Annotated in this window: 27 protein-coding genes; 26 read left to right on the forward strand and 1 reads right to left on the reverse strand. The window is 71.2% G+C overall.

Annotated features, from left to right (window positions below; translation table 11 throughout):
- The first annotated feature begins 41 nt into the window (after positions 1-41).
- The 25 genes from CcI49_RS02730 (at position 42) to CcI49_RS02840 (ending at position 12,898) form a co-directional block, all read left to right on the forward strand.
- On the forward strand, positions 42-527 hold the full coding sequence (locus CcI49_RS02730; RefSeq protein ID WP_054565855.1) for a hypothetical protein: 486 nt from the start codon (positions 42-44) through the stop codon (positions 525-527).
- Positions 528-955: 428 nt separating this feature from the next.
- A complete protein-coding gene (locus CcI49_RS02735; RefSeq protein WP_054565856.1) occupies positions 956-1,189 on the forward strand; it encodes a hypothetical protein in 234 nt (77 codons plus the stop codon).
- Positions 1,190-1,236: 47 nt separating this feature from the next.
- Positions 1,237-1,407 (forward strand): hypothetical protein, encoded by a 171-nt coding sequence (locus tag CcI49_RS41900; RefSeq protein ID WP_158230691.1) that lies wholly within the window; start codon positions 1,237-1,239, stop codon positions 1,405-1,407.
- A gap of 22 nt (positions 1,408-1,429) precedes the next feature.
- Entirely contained in the window at positions 1,430-2,359 is a 930-nt protein-coding gene (locus CcI49_RS02745; RefSeq protein ID WP_076823958.1) for a hypothetical protein, read from the forward strand.
- A gap of 61 nt (positions 2,360-2,420) precedes the next feature.
- A complete protein-coding gene (locus tag CcI49_RS02750) occupies positions 2,421-2,705 on the forward strand; it encodes a hypothetical protein (RefSeq protein WP_076823959.1) in 285 nt (94 codons plus the stop codon).
- Complete coding sequence (locus tag CcI49_RS02755) at positions 2,705-3,508, forward strand: hypothetical protein (RefSeq protein WP_076823961.1); 804 nt, start codon at positions 2,705-2,707, stop codon at positions 3,506-3,508. Before CcI49_RS02750 ends, CcI49_RS02755 begins: the two co-directional genes overlap by 1 nt.
- Positions 3,505-3,804, forward strand: coding sequence for a hypothetical protein (locus CcI49_RS02760; RefSeq protein WP_076823963.1), 300 nt, complete (start codon positions 3,505-3,507; stop codon positions 3,802-3,804). The genes CcI49_RS02755 and CcI49_RS02760 overlap by 4 nt, the downstream gene beginning before the upstream one ends.
- Positions 3,801-4,826, forward strand: coding sequence for a hypothetical protein (locus CcI49_RS02765; RefSeq protein WP_076823965.1), 1,026 nt, complete (start codon positions 3,801-3,803; stop codon positions 4,824-4,826). The genes CcI49_RS02760 and CcI49_RS02765 overlap by 4 nt, the downstream gene beginning before the upstream one ends.
- 119 nt (positions 4,827-4,945) lie before the next feature.
- The gene (locus CcI49_RS02770) at positions 4,946-5,242 is read left to right on the forward strand and encodes a hypothetical protein (RefSeq protein ID WP_131830973.1); all 297 of its coding nucleotides are present in this window, start codon (positions 4,946-4,948) and stop codon (positions 5,240-5,242) included.
- Positions 5,239-5,673, forward strand: a complete 435-nt coding sequence (locus CcI49_RS02775; protein ID WP_076823969.1) for a hypothetical protein — start codon at positions 5,239-5,241, stop codon at positions 5,671-5,673. Before CcI49_RS02770 ends, CcI49_RS02775 begins: the two co-directional genes overlap by 4 nt.
- Positions 5,670-5,969 (forward strand): hypothetical protein, encoded by a 300-nt coding sequence (locus CcI49_RS02780; RefSeq protein WP_076823971.1) that lies wholly within the window; start codon positions 5,670-5,672, stop codon positions 5,967-5,969. The genes CcI49_RS02775 and CcI49_RS02780 overlap by 4 nt, the downstream gene beginning before the upstream one ends.
- Positions 5,969-6,529 carry a hypothetical protein gene (locus CcI49_RS02785; RefSeq protein WP_076823973.1) on the forward strand — a complete coding sequence of 187 codons (561 nt, stop codon included), beginning with the start codon at positions 5,969-5,971 and terminating at the stop codon, positions 6,527-6,529. The genes CcI49_RS02780 and CcI49_RS02785 overlap by 1 nt, the downstream gene beginning before the upstream one ends.
- Positions 6,526-6,852, forward strand: a complete 327-nt coding sequence (locus CcI49_RS02790) for a hypothetical protein (RefSeq protein ID WP_076823975.1) — start codon at positions 6,526-6,528, stop codon at positions 6,850-6,852. The genes CcI49_RS02785 and CcI49_RS02790 overlap by 4 nt, the downstream gene beginning before the upstream one ends.
- On the forward strand, positions 6,849-7,340 hold the full coding sequence (locus CcI49_RS42425; RefSeq protein WP_198955437.1) for a hypothetical protein: 492 nt from the start codon (positions 6,849-6,851) through the stop codon (positions 7,338-7,340). The genes CcI49_RS02790 and CcI49_RS42425 overlap by 4 nt, the downstream gene beginning before the upstream one ends.
- Positions 7,337-8,167 (forward strand): phosphoadenosine phosphosulfate reductase family protein, encoded by an 831-nt coding sequence (locus CcI49_RS02795; protein ID WP_198955438.1) that lies wholly within the window; start codon positions 7,337-7,339, stop codon positions 8,165-8,167. The genes CcI49_RS42425 and CcI49_RS02795 overlap by 4 nt, the downstream gene beginning before the upstream one ends.
- Positions 8,164-8,388: a hypothetical protein gene (locus CcI49_RS02800; protein WP_131830974.1), complete on the forward strand. Its 225-nt coding sequence runs from the start codon at positions 8,164-8,166 to the stop codon at positions 8,386-8,388. The genes CcI49_RS02795 and CcI49_RS02800 overlap by 4 nt, the downstream gene beginning before the upstream one ends.
- Before the next feature lie 162 nt (positions 8,389-8,550).
- Entirely contained in the window at positions 8,551-8,946 is a 396-nt protein-coding gene (locus CcI49_RS02805) for a hypothetical protein (protein ID WP_076823979.1), read from the forward strand.
- Positions 8,943-10,109, forward strand: a complete 1,167-nt coding sequence (locus tag CcI49_RS02810; protein WP_076823980.1) for a DNA polymerase III subunit beta — start codon at positions 8,943-8,945, stop codon at positions 10,107-10,109. Before CcI49_RS02805 ends, CcI49_RS02810 begins: the two co-directional genes overlap by 4 nt.
- Entirely contained in the window at positions 10,109-10,354 is a 246-nt protein-coding gene (locus tag CcI49_RS02815) for a hypothetical protein (protein ID WP_076823982.1), read from the forward strand. Before CcI49_RS02810 ends, CcI49_RS02815 begins: the two co-directional genes overlap by 1 nt.
- Complete coding sequence (locus CcI49_RS02820; protein ID WP_076823984.1) at positions 10,351-10,806, forward strand: hypothetical protein; 456 nt, start codon at positions 10,351-10,353, stop codon at positions 10,804-10,806. Before CcI49_RS02815 ends, CcI49_RS02820 begins: the two co-directional genes overlap by 4 nt.
- A complete protein-coding gene (locus tag CcI49_RS02825) occupies positions 10,803-11,342 on the forward strand; it encodes a hypothetical protein (RefSeq protein WP_076823986.1) in 540 nt (179 codons plus the stop codon). Before CcI49_RS02820 ends, CcI49_RS02825 begins: the two co-directional genes overlap by 4 nt.
- On the forward strand, positions 11,342-11,743 hold the full coding sequence (locus tag CcI49_RS02830) for a hypothetical protein (protein WP_076823987.1): 402 nt from the start codon (positions 11,342-11,344) through the stop codon (positions 11,741-11,743). The genes CcI49_RS02825 and CcI49_RS02830 overlap by 1 nt, the downstream gene beginning before the upstream one ends.
- Positions 11,740-11,898, forward strand: a complete 159-nt coding sequence (locus tag CcI49_RS41905; RefSeq protein WP_158230692.1) for a hypothetical protein — start codon at positions 11,740-11,742, stop codon at positions 11,896-11,898. Before CcI49_RS02830 ends, CcI49_RS41905 begins: the two co-directional genes overlap by 4 nt.
- Positions 11,898-12,332 carry an SLOG family protein gene (locus CcI49_RS02835; protein WP_131830976.1) on the forward strand — a complete coding sequence of 145 codons (435 nt, stop codon included), beginning with the start codon at positions 11,898-11,900 and terminating at the stop codon, positions 12,330-12,332. Before CcI49_RS41905 ends, CcI49_RS02835 begins: the two co-directional genes overlap by 1 nt.
- A complete protein-coding gene (locus CcI49_RS02840) occupies positions 12,329-12,898 on the forward strand; it encodes a helix-turn-helix domain-containing protein (RefSeq protein ID WP_131830977.1) in 570 nt (189 codons plus the stop codon). Before CcI49_RS02835 ends, CcI49_RS02840 begins: the two co-directional genes overlap by 4 nt.
- A gap of 29 nt (positions 12,899-12,927) precedes the next feature.
- Here CcI49_RS02840 and CcI49_RS02845 read toward each other — a convergent pair whose 3' ends face one another.
- Complete coding sequence (locus tag CcI49_RS02845; RefSeq protein ID WP_076824246.1) at positions 12,928-13,290, reverse strand: hypothetical protein; 363 nt, start codon at positions 13,288-13,290, stop codon at positions 12,928-12,930.
- Positions 13,291-13,389: 99 nt separating this feature from the next.
- Here CcI49_RS02845 and CcI49_RS02850 point away from each other — a divergent pair, with 99 nt between their 5' ends.
- Complete coding sequence (locus tag CcI49_RS02850) at positions 13,390-14,286, forward strand: DNA adenine methylase (protein WP_198955439.1); 897 nt, start codon at positions 13,390-13,392, stop codon at positions 14,284-14,286.
- Positions 14,287-14,316: the final 30 nt, after the last annotated feature.

The following is a 14,316-nucleotide window of genomic DNA, read 5'->3' on the forward strand; positions in this document are numbered from 1 at the left end:
GCCGAGACCCGCGGCGGAGACGCTGACGCTGGCTGCCTGGCGTGAGCGCTGGTGGCGACCTGTTGCCGGTCGACCCGCAAGGCCGCGCGCAGCTCGAGGAGACGGACCGCTGCTGGCGGCTGCACCTGGAACCCAGCTGGGGAGAGACCCTCCTGGCCGGGTTCGACCGGCCGGACATCCAGGACTGGGCGGACGAGGATCTCGCCGGGTGGAAGGCACCGGGCACGGTCGAGCTGATTTACGAGGACCTCCAGCTCCTGCTCTCCGGTGCGGCGGACAATCGGCCAGCGATTCTGACGTACAACCCCCGCTACAACATCCGGCTACCCGAGGGAAATGACGCCGAGGCCATTCACACCGACGCCTCCGACACCGCCGGCATCCCGGACTCGGCGGCCAAGGCCCGTCTCGGGCACAGTCGGCGCGGTCGGGGCATCTCCGGGGTTTACTCCCACGTCCTGCCTGAGACCGAGGACCGAATCATCAAGGTCCTCCGAGCTCGGTACGAGGCGGCGATCCTGCGCTGAGCCCGCCTGCGGCTCTGGCTGGCGTCCGCAAAAACCTCCATGGCGCCTCATGAAAGCCAAAAGCCCTCTCCATCGATTTTGATGGAGAGGGCTTTTCCCCTGTCGGGACGACAGGATTTGAACCTGCGACCCCCAGACCCCCAGAGTGGTGCTTGATCGTTAGCGGGTGGCCGTCCTGCCAGGCGCTCGACCACCGTACCTTGCTGCGCTACAGCGGTTTTGAGCGTCCATTGGCACTGTTCGGCGGTCGTCGTCGGCGCCGATCAACAGTGATCGTTTGAGCCGAGTTCCCATGGAGTGCCCATGGGAACTCGGCCTCGGCGGCATCTCGTCGATCTCGGAGATCTCTCTGCTTCTCTCGTCTCACCGACATATACTGCTGTTGAACCTGAATGCATCGGGGTGTAGCGAGACGATTGGGAGTGGCCATGGGACGACTCACCTGGGAGCCGGCCACCTGGCCGGGCGACCCCGAGACCCCCGCCCTGGTGGGCGAGGTCGATGGCGCGGAGGTGTACGTCGGCGAGGGCCCCGTGCCGGGCCGGTTCGCCGCCGTGTTCCACGGACTGGACGCGATGACCGACCGGCTGCCGAACATCGAGGCGGCAATGGACTGGTCCGAGCGTGTGGTCGGCCGCGCCACCGCGCGAGGCCTGCTGTGACCGCCCCCGGCCTCACGGACCCCTGCGGCCGGTGCGGGCGCCGGGCGGTGGACCACGAGCCCGTGTTCGGCGAGGGCGGCCTTTACGTCGACCGCGGGCCCTCCGTTGACGAGCCCGGCGGCTGGGCCACCGACCCCAGCACGGGCGAGCCCGCCCGCATCACCCCTCACGTCATCGGCTGCCTGGGATTCGTCCCGGCGGAAGGAAGCGCCGCATGAGCACGAGCACCACAACTACTGGATGAGCCCCGAGCAGGAAGCGCGGGCGGAGGCCGACAGCCTGCGGAGCAAGCTCGCGGCCACGGAGGCCGAGAACACCCGCCTGCGCCAGCGCCTCGACCTGGCCGAGCAGAAGGTCGACAGCTACCGCCACCGTGCTGCGGCGGCGCAGGTGGACGCCGAGCGCAAGGAGCGCAACGCGGGCGCCCAGCTCGACCGCGTGCTAGCCGAGCTGCTGCGCCGGGGTGTGGCCACCGACCTGGTGCCGGACTCGTGGCGCTCCCTGCGCCCCGGCGACACGGCTGAGGCCGAGATGCGGGCCGGCTGGCCCGGGGAGGTCGCCCTGACCGGGCGTTGTCGGGAGCTGGAGGAAGCCGTGCTCGCGGCCGAGCGGCACGCGAACGAGGCTCACCGGCGGCGAATCGAGGCTGACTGGTCCCGGGACCAGTGGATCGCCATCGCGATCGGCCTCGGCCACCAGATGGGCAGTGGCAAGGGCGCGGACCTCATGGAGAAGGTCTCGCCCGAGCTGTTGACGGAGCGGTCACGGGACCGCGCGGCCGAGCGCGCCGCGCTGGACGCCCAGCCCGAGCGCAAGGACCAGGAGGAGGACGTCACCACCTGGCGCAACCGGGCCGTGGGGCTGGCCCGTCTGGTACGCCAGATTCCGCGCCTTCCCGCGAAGCCGGCCAAGCTGTCCGCCAAAGAGCTGTCGGCGCTGGTCTGGGCGATCCGGCCGGCCCAGGCCGACTACTGGGCCACCGCGGGTGAGGCGCCCAAGCTGCCCCCGGCGTTGATCTCGGAGGCCTGCCAGGTCGAGGTCGAGCGCGCGGTGGACCACTACGCCAGCCATGCCGAGGTCATCGGCAAGCGGTTCGACGCGAACGGGTTCCGCACGCGCGCGCTGGCCAGCCTCGGGGTCGAGGTCGAGAGCACCGGCGACGCGGCATGAGCGTTTACCCGCCGGAGCCCGCGTGCCACACGAACACCACCACGACCACGAGGGAGCACCCGTGATCGAGAAGCTGTACGAGTCCGACGGCTACACCTACGGCGAGCCGGACGGGCCGGGCGCCATCGGCCGGGCGGTCGAGCACCTGCCGTCGGGCGCCGTCACCGCCCGCACCTTCTACGACGTTGGAATGGACGAGCCGGCTCGGGAGCTGTCCGTGGAACTGGGCCGCGACTTCACACCGCTGTTCGGCTCCCGGGAGGACGCCGAAGGCTTCCGTGACTGGCTGGTGGGCTCCCTGGACGCGGGGATCGATGCAGCCTGRCCACAGGGCGGGAGCGAGTGATGGTCGCACTCGTCCCGGAGGTCCGCGCAGCCCTTACCTCCGCTGTCGTCGACGGCACCACCGTCCGCCTCGCGGGCAAGCTCGACCGCGGGACGTACACCGCCACGGACAAGGCGCTGCGCGCTCTCGGCGGAACCTGGAACCGCAAGGCCGGCGCCCACGTCTTCCCGAGTGCGCCGGGCGAGGCGCTGGCCGCGCTGCTCGCCAGCGGCTCGGTGCCGGCGATGCCGAAGGCCCCACACCAGGTCGAGGGGTACTTCGCCACCCCGGATGCCTTGGCGCAGCTCGTGGTCGAGGCCTACACCGACATCCCCGATCTCTCGCCGTTTGCGCGGGTGCTGGAGCCATCCGCGGGTGACGGCGCCTTGGTCCGCGCCATCCGCCGCGTCAACCCGGTCGTCGAGGTGGTGGCCGTCGAGCCGAACGCCGAGCGCGCCGCCCGGATCGACGACGGCAGCGGCCTGGTGAACGTCCAGGCGGACCGGTTCGAGGACGTAGCACTGCGCCACCTCCAGGCCGAGGCGCGGCCGTTCGACGCCGTGGTGATGAACCCGCCCTTCACGCTGCCGGGTGCGGCCAGTGCGTGGATTGATCACATCGAGCTGGCCTGGCCGCTGCTGTGGCCCGGCAGGTCGCTGACCGCGATCGTGCCCGCCGGCTTCACCTACCGCACCGATCGCAGGCACCGAAGCCTTCGCGAGCGGGTCGAGCAGTATGGCCGCTGGAGGGCGCTGCCGGAGAAGTCCTTCGCGGCCTCGGGAACCGATGTCGCGACCGTCGCGATCTGGATGGAGAAGCCATGACCCCCGAGGTAAAGATCGACTACCGCGACTTCGTGCCCGAGCGCCCCGACGATGCGGATGTCTGGTCGGCGACCTTCCCTGCCCGCGGGTGCGACGAGGCTGTCGAGATCCTGATCGACCACGGCCTGACCGAGGCGAACGGGCCGGACGACTACTACCAGCCCGACGGCTCGGTGCTCCTCTATCCCCGCACGGGGGAGCGGAGCGAGATGCACGGAGCCTTGCACGGCTTCCCGCCGAAGTACGAGAAGCGGGTGGGTGACCTGCTGGCCCGCCGTGTCCGGGGTGAGCGATGAGCGCGGTGCTCGACCACTGCTGGATCTACAACGGCCACGCCCTGTACGTCACCTCGAAGCCGCTCCGGATTCGCAACGACTGGCGCTCGAACTGGGAGGTCTACTACCGGCCGTTCCCGTACGCGCGTACCGAACTGGCGGGCATGGTGGGCCGGCAGGTGCTGGCGGAGCACGAGGACCGGGACCAGGCTTGCAAGGCTGGTGAGGTCGCGGTGGATGCCGGAGACGCGCGGACGCCGCCGGACATTGAGCAGACCCGACTCAAGGCTGAGAGTCTGGACCGCGAGGGCGGCGTCGCGGGGTTCATCGCGCCGGAGAAGCTGCCCCAGCTCGACGTGGTGCCGTTCCGGTACGAGCCCGCCTGGCCGCCGATGCCGCCGGACGGGCTGGAGATCGGCCGGGACGACGCTGGCACCTGGCGCACCTACCAGGAGCGGTACCCGGGCTCGACGCTGACCGCGGGCCACGCGGACAACATCGAGGCGTACTGGGCCTGCCACGTGCTGCGGGACCTGGCGCCGTGGGCGATCGCCATCGACGTGCGCGCCGAGGCCGAGGGCGAACCGTCACGGTGCCGGCTGGAGCGCGAGATCCTGGCCGGGCGTGTCGACGCGGCAGGGAAGAGGTATGCGAGCTGGCGCAGCACCATCCACCCGGAGCCGAAGGCGCCGCGGGAGGTCAAGGGGGCCCCGGGGCTTGTCCTGGTGAACGCCGGGCGGGGGGACTGGTCGGTGGTCCGCAGCGTCGACAGCCGCCGGCTGCTGGTCGGGATCGGCTCGCAGGCCAAGGCCGCCACCGCCGCTCGCGCGCTGGCCGCACTGGGTGACCTGGTCACCGTGCCGGTCTACGTCCTTCCGCACTTCCCCGCGTTGCGCGAGGACGTCAAGGCGATCGAGTGGGAGGCCGCGGGACTGAGCCTGGAGGCGTCGCAGTGGGCCGAGCAGCACCGGGCCCGCGCCGCCGAGACCCGCGAGGCGGTGGCCAAGGAGGCCGCCCGGGAGGCCGCGCTGCGGCGGCGATGACCCCCTGAGAGAAGCCGAGAGCGCCCACGCTTACCCGTGGATCTCTCGGTTTCTCTCTTCTAACTGTCATATGCTGCTGTTGTGCCCGCGTAAGACGGGACGGAAGGGAGGGTGTGTCGATGGTCGCCACCACCGCACCTGGCCAGAAGCCGCGCGTCATTCCACGTAACCGCCTGGAGTTCTCCGAGATCAAGGCCTTCGCGTTGAGCGGCGCGATGACCTGCGTGGTTCAGAGCAGGGACTCCGACTACCGCGAGATCCCGCGCACGCCGGAGTCAGCCTGGAGCTGGCTGGACGAGGACCCGAAGGCCCGCCTGCTCGACCTCGGCGACGGCGTCTACAAGATCGAGCGGTTGCCCCGGCCGATGTGGTACCTGCTGCGGCCGAAGCCAGCCGAGGATGAGGCCGCATCATGACCGCCCACCGCGAGGGCAACGTGATGGTGCTGGTCACCGGGGACAGCGCCCCCATCGATGGCTGGTCGGAAGACCGCACGTGGTTCTCCTGCCCGTGGTGTGGCACCGGCCAGCGGGCTGACGAGCACACCTGCCCCAACCCGGCGTGCGTGGCCTCCCAGTGGGCGGACGAGCAGTACGTGCGGGACGTCTTCACCCGCCTGGCCGCCGCGGACGCCCACCGGGAGCAGGTGCGGCGCGAGGCCGCATCCCTCGACCGGAGTCGCGAGGCAGGCGAGGCCGCCCGGCAGACCGCCTGGGACGCGGTGGCCACGGAGGCCGCCGAGCGCGGAGCCTGCCTGATCTGCTTGCGCGGCTCGCCCTGGGAGGGCGGCCACCCGCGCTACGTGCGGCACCGCCGGGCCGACCACCACGACAGGAGCGCGCGATGACCAAGTACCTGGCCTGGGGCGGCGACTTCGAGGACGCCGACATCCCTCTTCTGCTGGGCAGCGACGACGTGGCGAACCTCCTGGAGAGCAGCCACTACACCGGCCTGACGCCCTTCGCCGGTCTCGCCGAGGTGAAGGTGGTCGACGGCGACCTGACCGTCACTCGCGTGGAGACCACTCGGGCCGGCACCACGACCGACGAGCAGGACTACCTGCACACCACCTACGACGTGGTGCCGGTCGACGGCGGTCCGGCGGTCGACCGGGTCACGGTCCGCATCGACGGGCGCGCGTGATGGCGACCAACGACACCTGGGACGGCGAGTCCGTCATGTACCGGCGCCGGGTGGAGATCCCGGGCGGCTACGACCTGGAGGCGCACCGGAACGCCTGGTCGCCGATCTCTGGTCACCGTGAGGCCGACGGTGTCTGCGCCGAGGACGGCGAGCCCTGGCCGTGCTCGACCTTCTCCGCCGCCCCGGAGTGGACGCGTGTCCTCACCGCGCACGGGATCTACCCGAGCGAGGTGCAGATGGGCATCGTCGTCAGCCCCGGCGATGCCGAGGTGGATCTGACCTGCACCGGGTGCGGGCGGGCTGCGCGGCCCGTGCGGCACATGGGCGCCTGGCAGTCCGGGCTGACTCCCTGCGAGGGCGACCGGTTCTGCTGGACCTGCACGGAGGCGTACCTGTCCGATCGCACCAACCCGCCACGGACCGGCGCGGGCGGGACGCCCACGGGCTCCCGCGAGCTGGACTACATCACCCCTATCTCGCCAGGCCGGCTTTCCGAGGAGGACCGGCAGACCGTGCGTGCCAATCGGCGCCGGGGCCGGGGACGACGGAGCGCAGTATGACCACCTCATCGCCAGACCAATTCGACCTGGCGACCGTCTGGAGGTCCCTGTCGGGCGGGGCGGACTACGCCGACGACGTCACCGACGAGGGCGACGGCACGGTGGCGGTCAATGCCTGCGGCTGGGCCGAGGAGGTGCTGCGGGCTGCCATCGCCACCGGCAAGCCGGTGCGGGTCTGGGCCCGCGACCGCACGCGGCTCACCGCCGAGGACATTGCGGAGGCCGAGCGCACCGCCCAGGCCGCCGGGTGGCTCACGGAGCTACCGCTGGACCGCCCGTGGGGCTGGGTCGTGCCGCCCGAGCTTGCAGGGGAGTACCTGTGACCGCGCCCGCGCAGGCCGTGCCGCCGCCGGCCGACCCGAGCGACCTGCTGGGCCGGTGGGGCGACCTGACGTTCATCCAGGGCCGGCTGGACGGCGGGTGCCGCTACTGCGGCAAGGGCGGGCCGCACGGTGACCACCTGCCCACCGCCTGCCGCGCCTGCGGGATGAGGATCTGCCGCTACCCGGCCGAATGTCCGATCTGCTTCGTGGGACTGCTCGACGGTGTGGCCTACACCCTCGGCTCCGGGCCGGTCTGCGGGTACGCGAGATGCGGCCAGGCAGCTGTCGCGAAGGCTCCGCGGGTGCGCTTCGTGTGCGCGGACCACCTGGACCGGCCCACGCAGCTGCTGGTCGGGCGATACACGCGGCAGCGCGTGACCCTGGGCGAGCTCGTCCGTGGGCGTGCGGAGAGGACCCGCACGATCGGGCGGCCCGAGCCGACGTTCGCCCATTCCCGCTGGGTGTGGGTGCCGGGAGCGACCTCGTGAGCGCCTCGTCCGGCCCCGACCTCGGCGACTACGACCTGATCCTGGCGAACTCCAGCGCGGGCAAGGATTCGCAGGCCGCGCTGGACGTGGTCGCGCAGGCGGCCCGCGATGCCGGGGTCACGGACAGGGTGATCGTGGTCCACGCCGACCTCGGCCGAATGGAGTGGCCGGGAACGCGGAAGCTTGCGGCCGAACACGCCGCCCACTACGGGCTCCCGATCCGGATCGTTCGGCGCGAGATCGTCGACAGCGTCACGGGCGAGCGGCGACCGCAGGATCTGCTCGACCAGATCGAGGGCCGAGGCCGGTGGCCGGACGCCGCTCGCCGGTACTGCACTTCCGACCACAAGCGGGCGCCGTCCCACCGGCTCATGACGGCGCTGGTGCGCGAGCGCCAGCATCTCGGTCGTCCGGTGCGCATCCTGAACGTCTTCGGGTTCCGCGCCGAGGAGTCCCCGGCCCGTGCCCGGCGGGAGCCGTTCCGGCGTGACGACCGGGCGTCCAACGGCCGGCGGCATGTCGACGAGTGGCTGCCGATCCACGGCTGGACGACGGCGCAGGTCTGGGAGCGGATCGCGACGGCCGGCACCCGCCCGCACCCCGCGTACGCCGCGGGGATGCCTCGGCTGTCATGCCGCTTCTGCGTGCTTGCCTCCCGCTCGGCGCTCGTCCGCTCGGCGCAGCTCAACCCCGAACTGGCGGCCGAATACGCGGCCGTCGAGGCGCGCATCGGCCACGACTTCCGTCACGGGCTGCCGATGGTCGAAATCGTTGCCCAGGCCAGGTCGGCACCGGCTCTCCACGAGGCAGAGAGATGGGCGGCATGACGATGTCCGGTGGCGAGGAGGTCTGCGCCTACGGTCGCTGCCTGGCCCCGGGCGAGCGGTTCGTAGTCGCGGTGGCCGGCCGCACCAACCCGTCCGCCCTCGTCGGTGCTCCCGTGCTCGAGCCGGTGCTGATGTGTCCCGCGGACGCCGAGGAAGCCGTGGATCACCTGGGCTTCGCCTACGTCGAGGATGTCCTGACCGGCCCGGGAGGACCCCTGTGAGGACCTCCGCCCCCTACGCCTGACCCCCGCCGGCGGGTGCCCTGCGAGCTTCTCGACGACGCACCCGCCAGTTCTTTTGTCTCTCTGCTTCTCTCTTCATACTGACGTATACTGCCGTTGTGAGGGAGTAAGACGAGACCCTCGACCGTGAAGGAGTCAGGCGTGACCAACCCGCTGGACCTGCTGACCGCCCCGCCCGTTCTTCCCGACATCGCCGACCCTGGCTACCACGCGGCCTACGAGGTGCTGGAGGACCACCCGCTCACCCGGGGCGCGGACCATTCCACCCGCTCCTCGCTCGCGCAGCGGCTCGCGGACGCGGTCAACGAGAACTACCTGACCCCCGCGGACCTGGACAAGGAGCGGGAGGAGGCCTACGAGGGGTTCAAGGAGCTGCTGGAGCGTCCCAAGGTTCCGGAGTACATCCGCCGCGTCGTGCCGGAGTGGGTGCAGACCCGCTTCGACACCGAAGTGGCCGCCGAGGCCGCGAAGGCCGCTGCTGCCGCGAAGGCCACCGAGACCGCCGGCACTGAGATGCCACTGGCTGGTGCGGCATGAGGGCCACCCTCGCCGCCCAGGACCTCGCGGACGCGGTCGCGTGGCTGGGCAAGGTGCGCCACTACAGCGACGCCAGCCAGGTGCAGTCCGCCTTCCACATCACTGCCGAGGACGGCCGCCTGACCCTCCAGGGCACGGACTTCGACGTCTGGGCCACGGCCGAGGTCGAGGCCACCGTGGACGCCCCGGGCGATGCGATCCTGCACGCCAAGCTGGTCGCAGATGTGGCCGGGCGCCTGCGCAAGGCCCCGGTCACGCTCGACCTGGAGGGCACCACCCTCACGCTGACCTGCGGGGCAATGACCCTGCACGCGYACACCATGCCCCTGGTCTGGCCGCAGGTGATGGCGGTGCCGGAGGAGATCGGCAAGGTCAAGGCCGAGGCGCTGCGTGACGCGGTGGCCCGGGTGGCTCCCGGTGTCGGAGACCCCAAGGCCGACCCGCCGTTCCGCTCCATCTCCCTGGACACCTCGGACACGCTCACCCTGGCCGCCACCGACCGGCGCCGCCTCGCAGTGGCGCGGGTGACCTTCGAGCCGGTGCTGGACTACACCGGCGATGCCGGGGTGCTGCTTCCGGCGGCCCTGGTCGACATCGCCCAGGGCCTGCCGAAGACCGGCGAGGCCACGCTGCACCTGGACCCGGTCAGCAGGGCCACCCAGGGCGCGCGCCGGTTCGGGCTGAGCTGGCCGGGCCGGGTGGTGAGCGCGGGCACGGTGATGGGGGTCGCGGCGCCGTACGCCAACACACTGGCCATCGCCAAGCCCGTGCTCACGGCGAAGGTGGACCGGGCCGAATTGCGGGACGCGGTGCGGCGCGTGGACCCTGCCGCGAAGCGGGACGAGGTCAAGGCCATCCGCATGGACCTGGTCTTCCGGACTGGCGAGCTGGAGCTTGCTGGCGCCTCGGCGGCCGGGGAGGCCCGCGAGACGGTCGAGGCGGACTACAGCGGCCCGGAGATCCCGCTGCACCTCAACGCGAAGTACCTGGCGGACGCGCTGGACGCCGCTGGCGGCGAAATGGTGCACATCGGCCTGGCCAAGACCGACGCCGACCCGCGCAAGCACGCCACCCTCATGATCACCAATCCGGCGGACCCGAACTACACCCACGTCCTCACGCTCATTCGCCAGGCGGTCGCGCCGGCCCGGAAGGCTGCGTGATGGAGGCCTTCTACGTCACCGTGCTTCGCGGTCGCGCGACGGGCTGCCTGCTCGGCCCCTACGACACCCGCGAGGACGCCGAGGCCAACGTCGACCGCGCCAACCGCGCCACGTGCGAGCTCGACCCGTGGTGCGGGTTCGACGCCTTCGGTGTTACGCGGGTGGTGCCGCGCCCGGGGCGCACCCTTCCGGACGGCTTCCTCAACCAGCGCATCGGACTGACCCCCGCCAGGAGCGCGGCATGAGCTTTCCCGTCATCCGCGAGCACGGTATCCACTACACCGATCTGGACCCGATCCAGGTCCGCGAGGGCCGGCCCTGGATCGAGGACCCCGAGTACCCCGTGGAGGTCTTCGCCGAAGAGGTCAAGGGCGGCGAAACGTGGGGGCCTCAGCGCGCCGAGGACAGGTGGGCCCAGCTCGCGAACCCGACCAGCACTGCCCCGTACGAGCGCGTGGTGCGGGATATCGACTACGGGGACTGGCGCGAGCCCACCGACGCCGATGTCGATGCCGCGCGTCGCGGCAAGGGGCACCGGCGCCTGGACTGGGGCGTGCGTGACGGCGACGGCCACCACTACTACTACGGCTCCCACGACGCCGCCCGCCGGGCGGTCCATGACAACTACTACGGCTGGGAGCTGGCCGTCCGCGACGTGACCCCGAGCACGTGGGCGCGAGTCGGGGGCGAGTCGTGAGCACCCTGCGGTACGCCGGCGACCTGGGCGAGCTGCTCCACCGGCCCAACCTCGAATGGTCCCCGGGCGCCATGGGCACCTACCTGCGCGAGCTGCACCTGCGTGACGCGGACAAGGCAGCAGAGAAGGCGCAGCGGCTTATCGCTTCTGGCGCCTCGCACCAGCAGATCATGGACGCCCTGGCCGCAGCGGAGTACCACTCCCGCAGGTACCCGGAGGATCAGCGCGAGCACCGGGCGGTCACGGACGCCTACGCCAGCGAGCACAGCCTGCGCGGCTGGCACCGCCGCGAGGAGGTCCTCGGGAAGGCGCTCACGGAGACCAGGATCTTCGTCAACTACATCCGGACACCCGAGTGCGGGGACCGCGGTCGGTACCGCATCCACGACCCGGGCTGGAGGATCTCGGACGGTTCCCGCGTCTGGGTCGTCGACGACGACACCGGCAAGGCGGTCGCCCGCTTCGGCTTCGAGGGACCGGTAGAGACCGCGCGGGCTGAGGCCGAGGCGTGGATCAGCGCGGCGGGTGATCGCTGATGACCACAGACCTGTCCATCCCCACCGGCGTGACCCGCATTCGCGAGGTCGTGGGCCGCAACGACCGGCTGAGCGTCCCGCGCGCCCCCGGCCCGCACGCGCTGATCGTCGGCCACATCATGGCCTTCGAGATCACGGACGAGGCCGCGCACCGCCAGTTCGGCGGCACCTACCGCTCGAAGGGTGAGCTGGTGTGGGCCTCCGGCTGGGGAACCCACGCCGCCGAGGTACTGGCCGCGGACGCGGCCGGGCGCGGCTGGTGGGTGGACCACAACGACCTGCGCTCTGTGCTGGTGCGGCCCGAGGACATCCTCGGCGTGGCCGACACCGGCCCCTTGGAGCCGGATGACCTGCGCGCCTACGACCGTGTGACCGCCGGAGTCCGTGGGGCGTCGGCATGATCGTCGTCCTGCTGCCGTACGCCACGTTCGGCCTTGTCGTCCGTGACGGCTTGGTCGTGCTCGCCCCGCCGATCTCGCGCCGCTCGCTGGGCCGCCCCGCCCGTGAGGTGTGGGACTACTACGCCCGGCGCGGCCGGGTCGTGTGGGTGCCGTGATGCGCATCCTGGCCACAGGCGCCCGCGTGTGGCGCGACCCGCGTCGCGTGTGGGCGGACCTGGACAGGGTGCGCGCGCTCGCCCAGTCCAGGGGGCAGCAGCTCACCGTGGTGCACGGCGACGCCTCGGGCGCTGACCGACACGTCCGCACCTGGTGTGAGCGGAATCCTGGCGTCGGTCACGAGAAGCACCCCGTCTCGCCAGCCGAGTGGCGGATCAACGGCCCGATCGCCGGACATCTCCGCAACGGACGCATGGTCAGGCTCGGCGCGAACGGCGTCGTCGCCTACTGCGTGCTGTGCAGGCAGTCGGGGCCGTGCTACGGGCTCGGCGGAGTGCTGCTGCCGGCCGGGCACGCCACCCACGGCACCTGGGGCTGCATGGAGCTGGCGCGGGCTGCCGGCATCACGGTGTGGGAGCGGTGGGCAGCATGAGCCGCCCCAACGCCAAGCTCACGGTCGCCGATGTCGTGGAGATCCGGGAGCTCATCGCCGCTGGCGCGAGCAACCTTGACCTCGCCCCGTTGTACGGCGTCTCGGTCGAGACGATCCGCAGGATCAGACACGGACACAGGTGGCGCAACCTCGGCGAGGTACCGCGGACGCATTGCTACCACGACCACCCCTATGCCGAGCACGGCTACCTCGATCCAAAGGGAAAGCGGCGTTGCCGCGCCTGCGAGCGCCTGTGCGCCTCCTCGCGGCGGCCGAGCCGCGAGGAGTACCTCGCTAAGCACGAGGGCCACGAGCTGCGCACCCGGACCGATGGCGCCGTGTTCTGCCTCTCCTGCTGGCGCGGCGAGGCCTACGTCGACGAGATCGCGGTAGAACGCGCCGTCGCCGGTGACCCGCCCGAGTACCTGACCGTCGCCGAGCGGGCTGAGGCGATCGACCGCCTGCTCGCCACCGGGATGTCCCAGCTCGCCGCCGCCCGGCGGCTGAAGATCTCGGTCCGCACCGTGCAACGACGCGCGGCCGAGCTGCGTAAGGCGGCGGCATGAAGCCGCCGCTTCCCTGCTCGGGCCGGGCCTCAGCCTGCGGAGCCGTTGGCTTCCGCGCCAGCGCGCCGCGGCGTGGCGTTGAACAGGCGGGCAAGGTACTCGGTGCGCAGGACGCCGCGGCCATCCGCGCCGATGTAGCCGACGTCCCGGGTGAGGTAGCCCTCGGGGTAGTCGTAGCCGGCCGAGGTGACCTCGCCGTTGCGAGTCCACCAGGCCTTGCGGTGGGTGTCGCAGCGGTCGCAGGCATGAATGACGTGGTAAGCGCGCGCCTCGCGGTCCCAGGTGGCGGTGTGCGGCTGCCAGCGGTGCCCCATGGTGCGGCATTCCACGAAGCTGACGGGCAATTCATGCGCCCAGGACTCGATGCTGCGACGGGGAGCCTGCTCGGGCACGGTGGCGTCCTTTCTGAAGGGGCTGCGGACGGGGCGAGTACGACCGGCGGCAGTGTCGCGCATGTTCGTGTGGAAATCACGCCATCTGGCGGGATCCGCGTGTCGGCGCTTTCATTGGCCTGCGGCATGAAGCCGCCCTTCCCCTACTACGGGGGTAAATCGAGGCTCGCCCCCTGGATCGCCTCGCTGTTGCCAGCACACCAGGTCTACGTCGAACCGTTCTGCGGCTCGTCCTCCGTCTTGTTCGCCAAGACGCCAGCGGCGCACGAAGTCATCAACGACCTGGATGGCAACGTGGTCACGTTCTTCCAGATGCTCCGCGACCGCCCGAACGAGCTTGTCCGGGCCTGCCGACTCAGCCCGTACTCCCGAGAGGAGTACCGGGCTGCCCGCCTCGATGAGGACGTAGACGACCTTGAGCGGGCCCGCAGGGTCTTCGTCCGAGCGAGTCAGGGTTTCAACGCCAACGGCCTGTCCCGAGGGCGCCCTGGCTCGTGGTCCAACGGCCATCGTCAGGGGCGGCGCTCCCAGGCCGCACAGGTCGCGGATCTCGCTGACCGCCTCTACGAGGTTGCGGACAGACTCCGCGGCGTCGTCGTAGAGAACCGTGACGCGCTCGAGCTAATCCCCGCCTACGACGGACCGCGTACAGCAATCTATGCCGACCCGCCCTATCTCGCCGAGACCCGATCGAGCCTGGCAGCCGGCGGCGGGCAGCGAGCCAGTGACTACTGGCACGACTCCTCGGAACCAGACAATCACCGGGCTCTCGCGGCGGTCCTGCGTAAGTGCCGCGGCGCCGTACTGCTCAGCGGTTACGACTCCGACCTGTACGCCGAGCTGTACGGCGACTGGTGGCGCACCTCGATGTCGGTGACCCGGCCGACCACCAACCGTGCCGGAGGCACGGGGACGAGCGCCGTCGAAGTCCTCTGGTCCAACCGCCCGCTGCTCGCCGACGACGGGCCCATCGACCTGTTCGCACTCGAAGCCTGACCGCGAGACCGCCTCGCGGGACACCACCCC

Origin of the sequence: Frankia sp. CcI49 (assembly GCF_001983215.1) — a bacterium.
In the GTDB taxonomy this organism is placed as follows: Bacteria; Actinomycetota; Actinomycetes; order Frankiales; family Frankiaceae; genus Parafrankia; species Parafrankia irregularis.

Bases quoted from the DNA above. Each gene is read 5' to 3' on its own strand.
- CcI49_RS02765 (WP_076823965.1), top strand. From the start codon at position 3,801: ATGAGCGCGGTGCTCGACCACTGCTGGATCTACAACGGCCACGCCCTG.
- CcI49_RS02840 (WP_131830977.1), top strand. From the start codon at position 12,329: ATGAGCCGCCCCAACGCCAAGCTCACGGTCGCCGATGTCGTGGAGATC.
- CcI49_RS02830 (WP_076823987.1), top strand. From the start codon at position 11,342: ATGACCACAGACCTGTCCATCCCCACCGGCGTGACCCGCATTCGCGAG.
- CcI49_RS02790 (WP_076823975.1), top strand. From the start codon at position 6,526: ATGACCACCTCATCGCCAGACCAATTCGACCTGGCGACCGTCTGGAGG.
- CcI49_RS02745 (WP_076823958.1), top strand. From the start codon at position 1,430: ATGAGCCCCGAGCAGGAAGCGCGGGCGGAGGCCGACAGCCTGCGGAGC.
- CcI49_RS02780 (WP_076823971.1), top strand. From the start codon at position 5,670: ATGACCAAGTACCTGGCCTGGGGCGGCGACTTCGAGGACGCCGACATC.
- CcI49_RS02835 (WP_131830976.1), top strand. From the start codon at position 11,898: ATGCGCATCCTGGCCACAGGCGCCCGCGTGTGGCGCGACCCGCGTCGC.
- CcI49_RS02775 (WP_076823969.1), top strand. From the start codon at position 5,239: ATGACCGCCCACCGCGAGGGCAACGTGATGGTGCTGGTCACCGGGGAC.
- CcI49_RS02735 (WP_054565856.1), top strand. From the start codon at position 956: ATGGGACGACTCACCTGGGAGCCGGCCACCTGGCCGGGCGACCCCGAG.
- CcI49_RS41905 (WP_158230692.1), top strand. From the start codon at position 11,740: ATGATCGTCGTCCTGCTGCCGTACGCCACGTTCGGCCTTGTCGTCCGT.
- CcI49_RS02770 (WP_131830973.1), top strand. From the start codon at position 4,946: ATGGTCGCCACCACCGCACCTGGCCAGAAGCCGCGCGTCATTCCACGT.
- CcI49_RS02755 (WP_076823961.1), top strand. From the start codon at position 2,705: ATGGTCGCACTCGTCCCGGAGGTCCGCGCAGCCCTTACCTCCGCTGTC.
- CcI49_RS02820 (WP_076823984.1), top strand. From the start codon at position 10,351: ATGAGCTTTCCCGTCATCCGCGAGCACGGTATCCACTACACCGATCTG.
- CcI49_RS02800 (WP_131830974.1), top strand. From the start codon at position 8,164: ATGACGATGTCCGGTGGCGAGGAGGTCTGCGCCTACGGTCGCTGCCTG.
- CcI49_RS02785 (WP_076823973.1), top strand. From the start codon at position 5,969: ATGGCGACCAACGACACCTGGGACGGCGAGTCCGTCATGTACCGGCGC.
- CcI49_RS02760 (WP_076823963.1), top strand. From the start codon at position 3,505: ATGACCCCCGAGGTAAAGATCGACTACCGCGACTTCGTGCCCGAGCGC.
- CcI49_RS02815 (WP_076823982.1), top strand. From the start codon at position 10,109: ATGGAGGCCTTCTACGTCACCGTGCTTCGCGGTCGCGCGACGGGCTGC.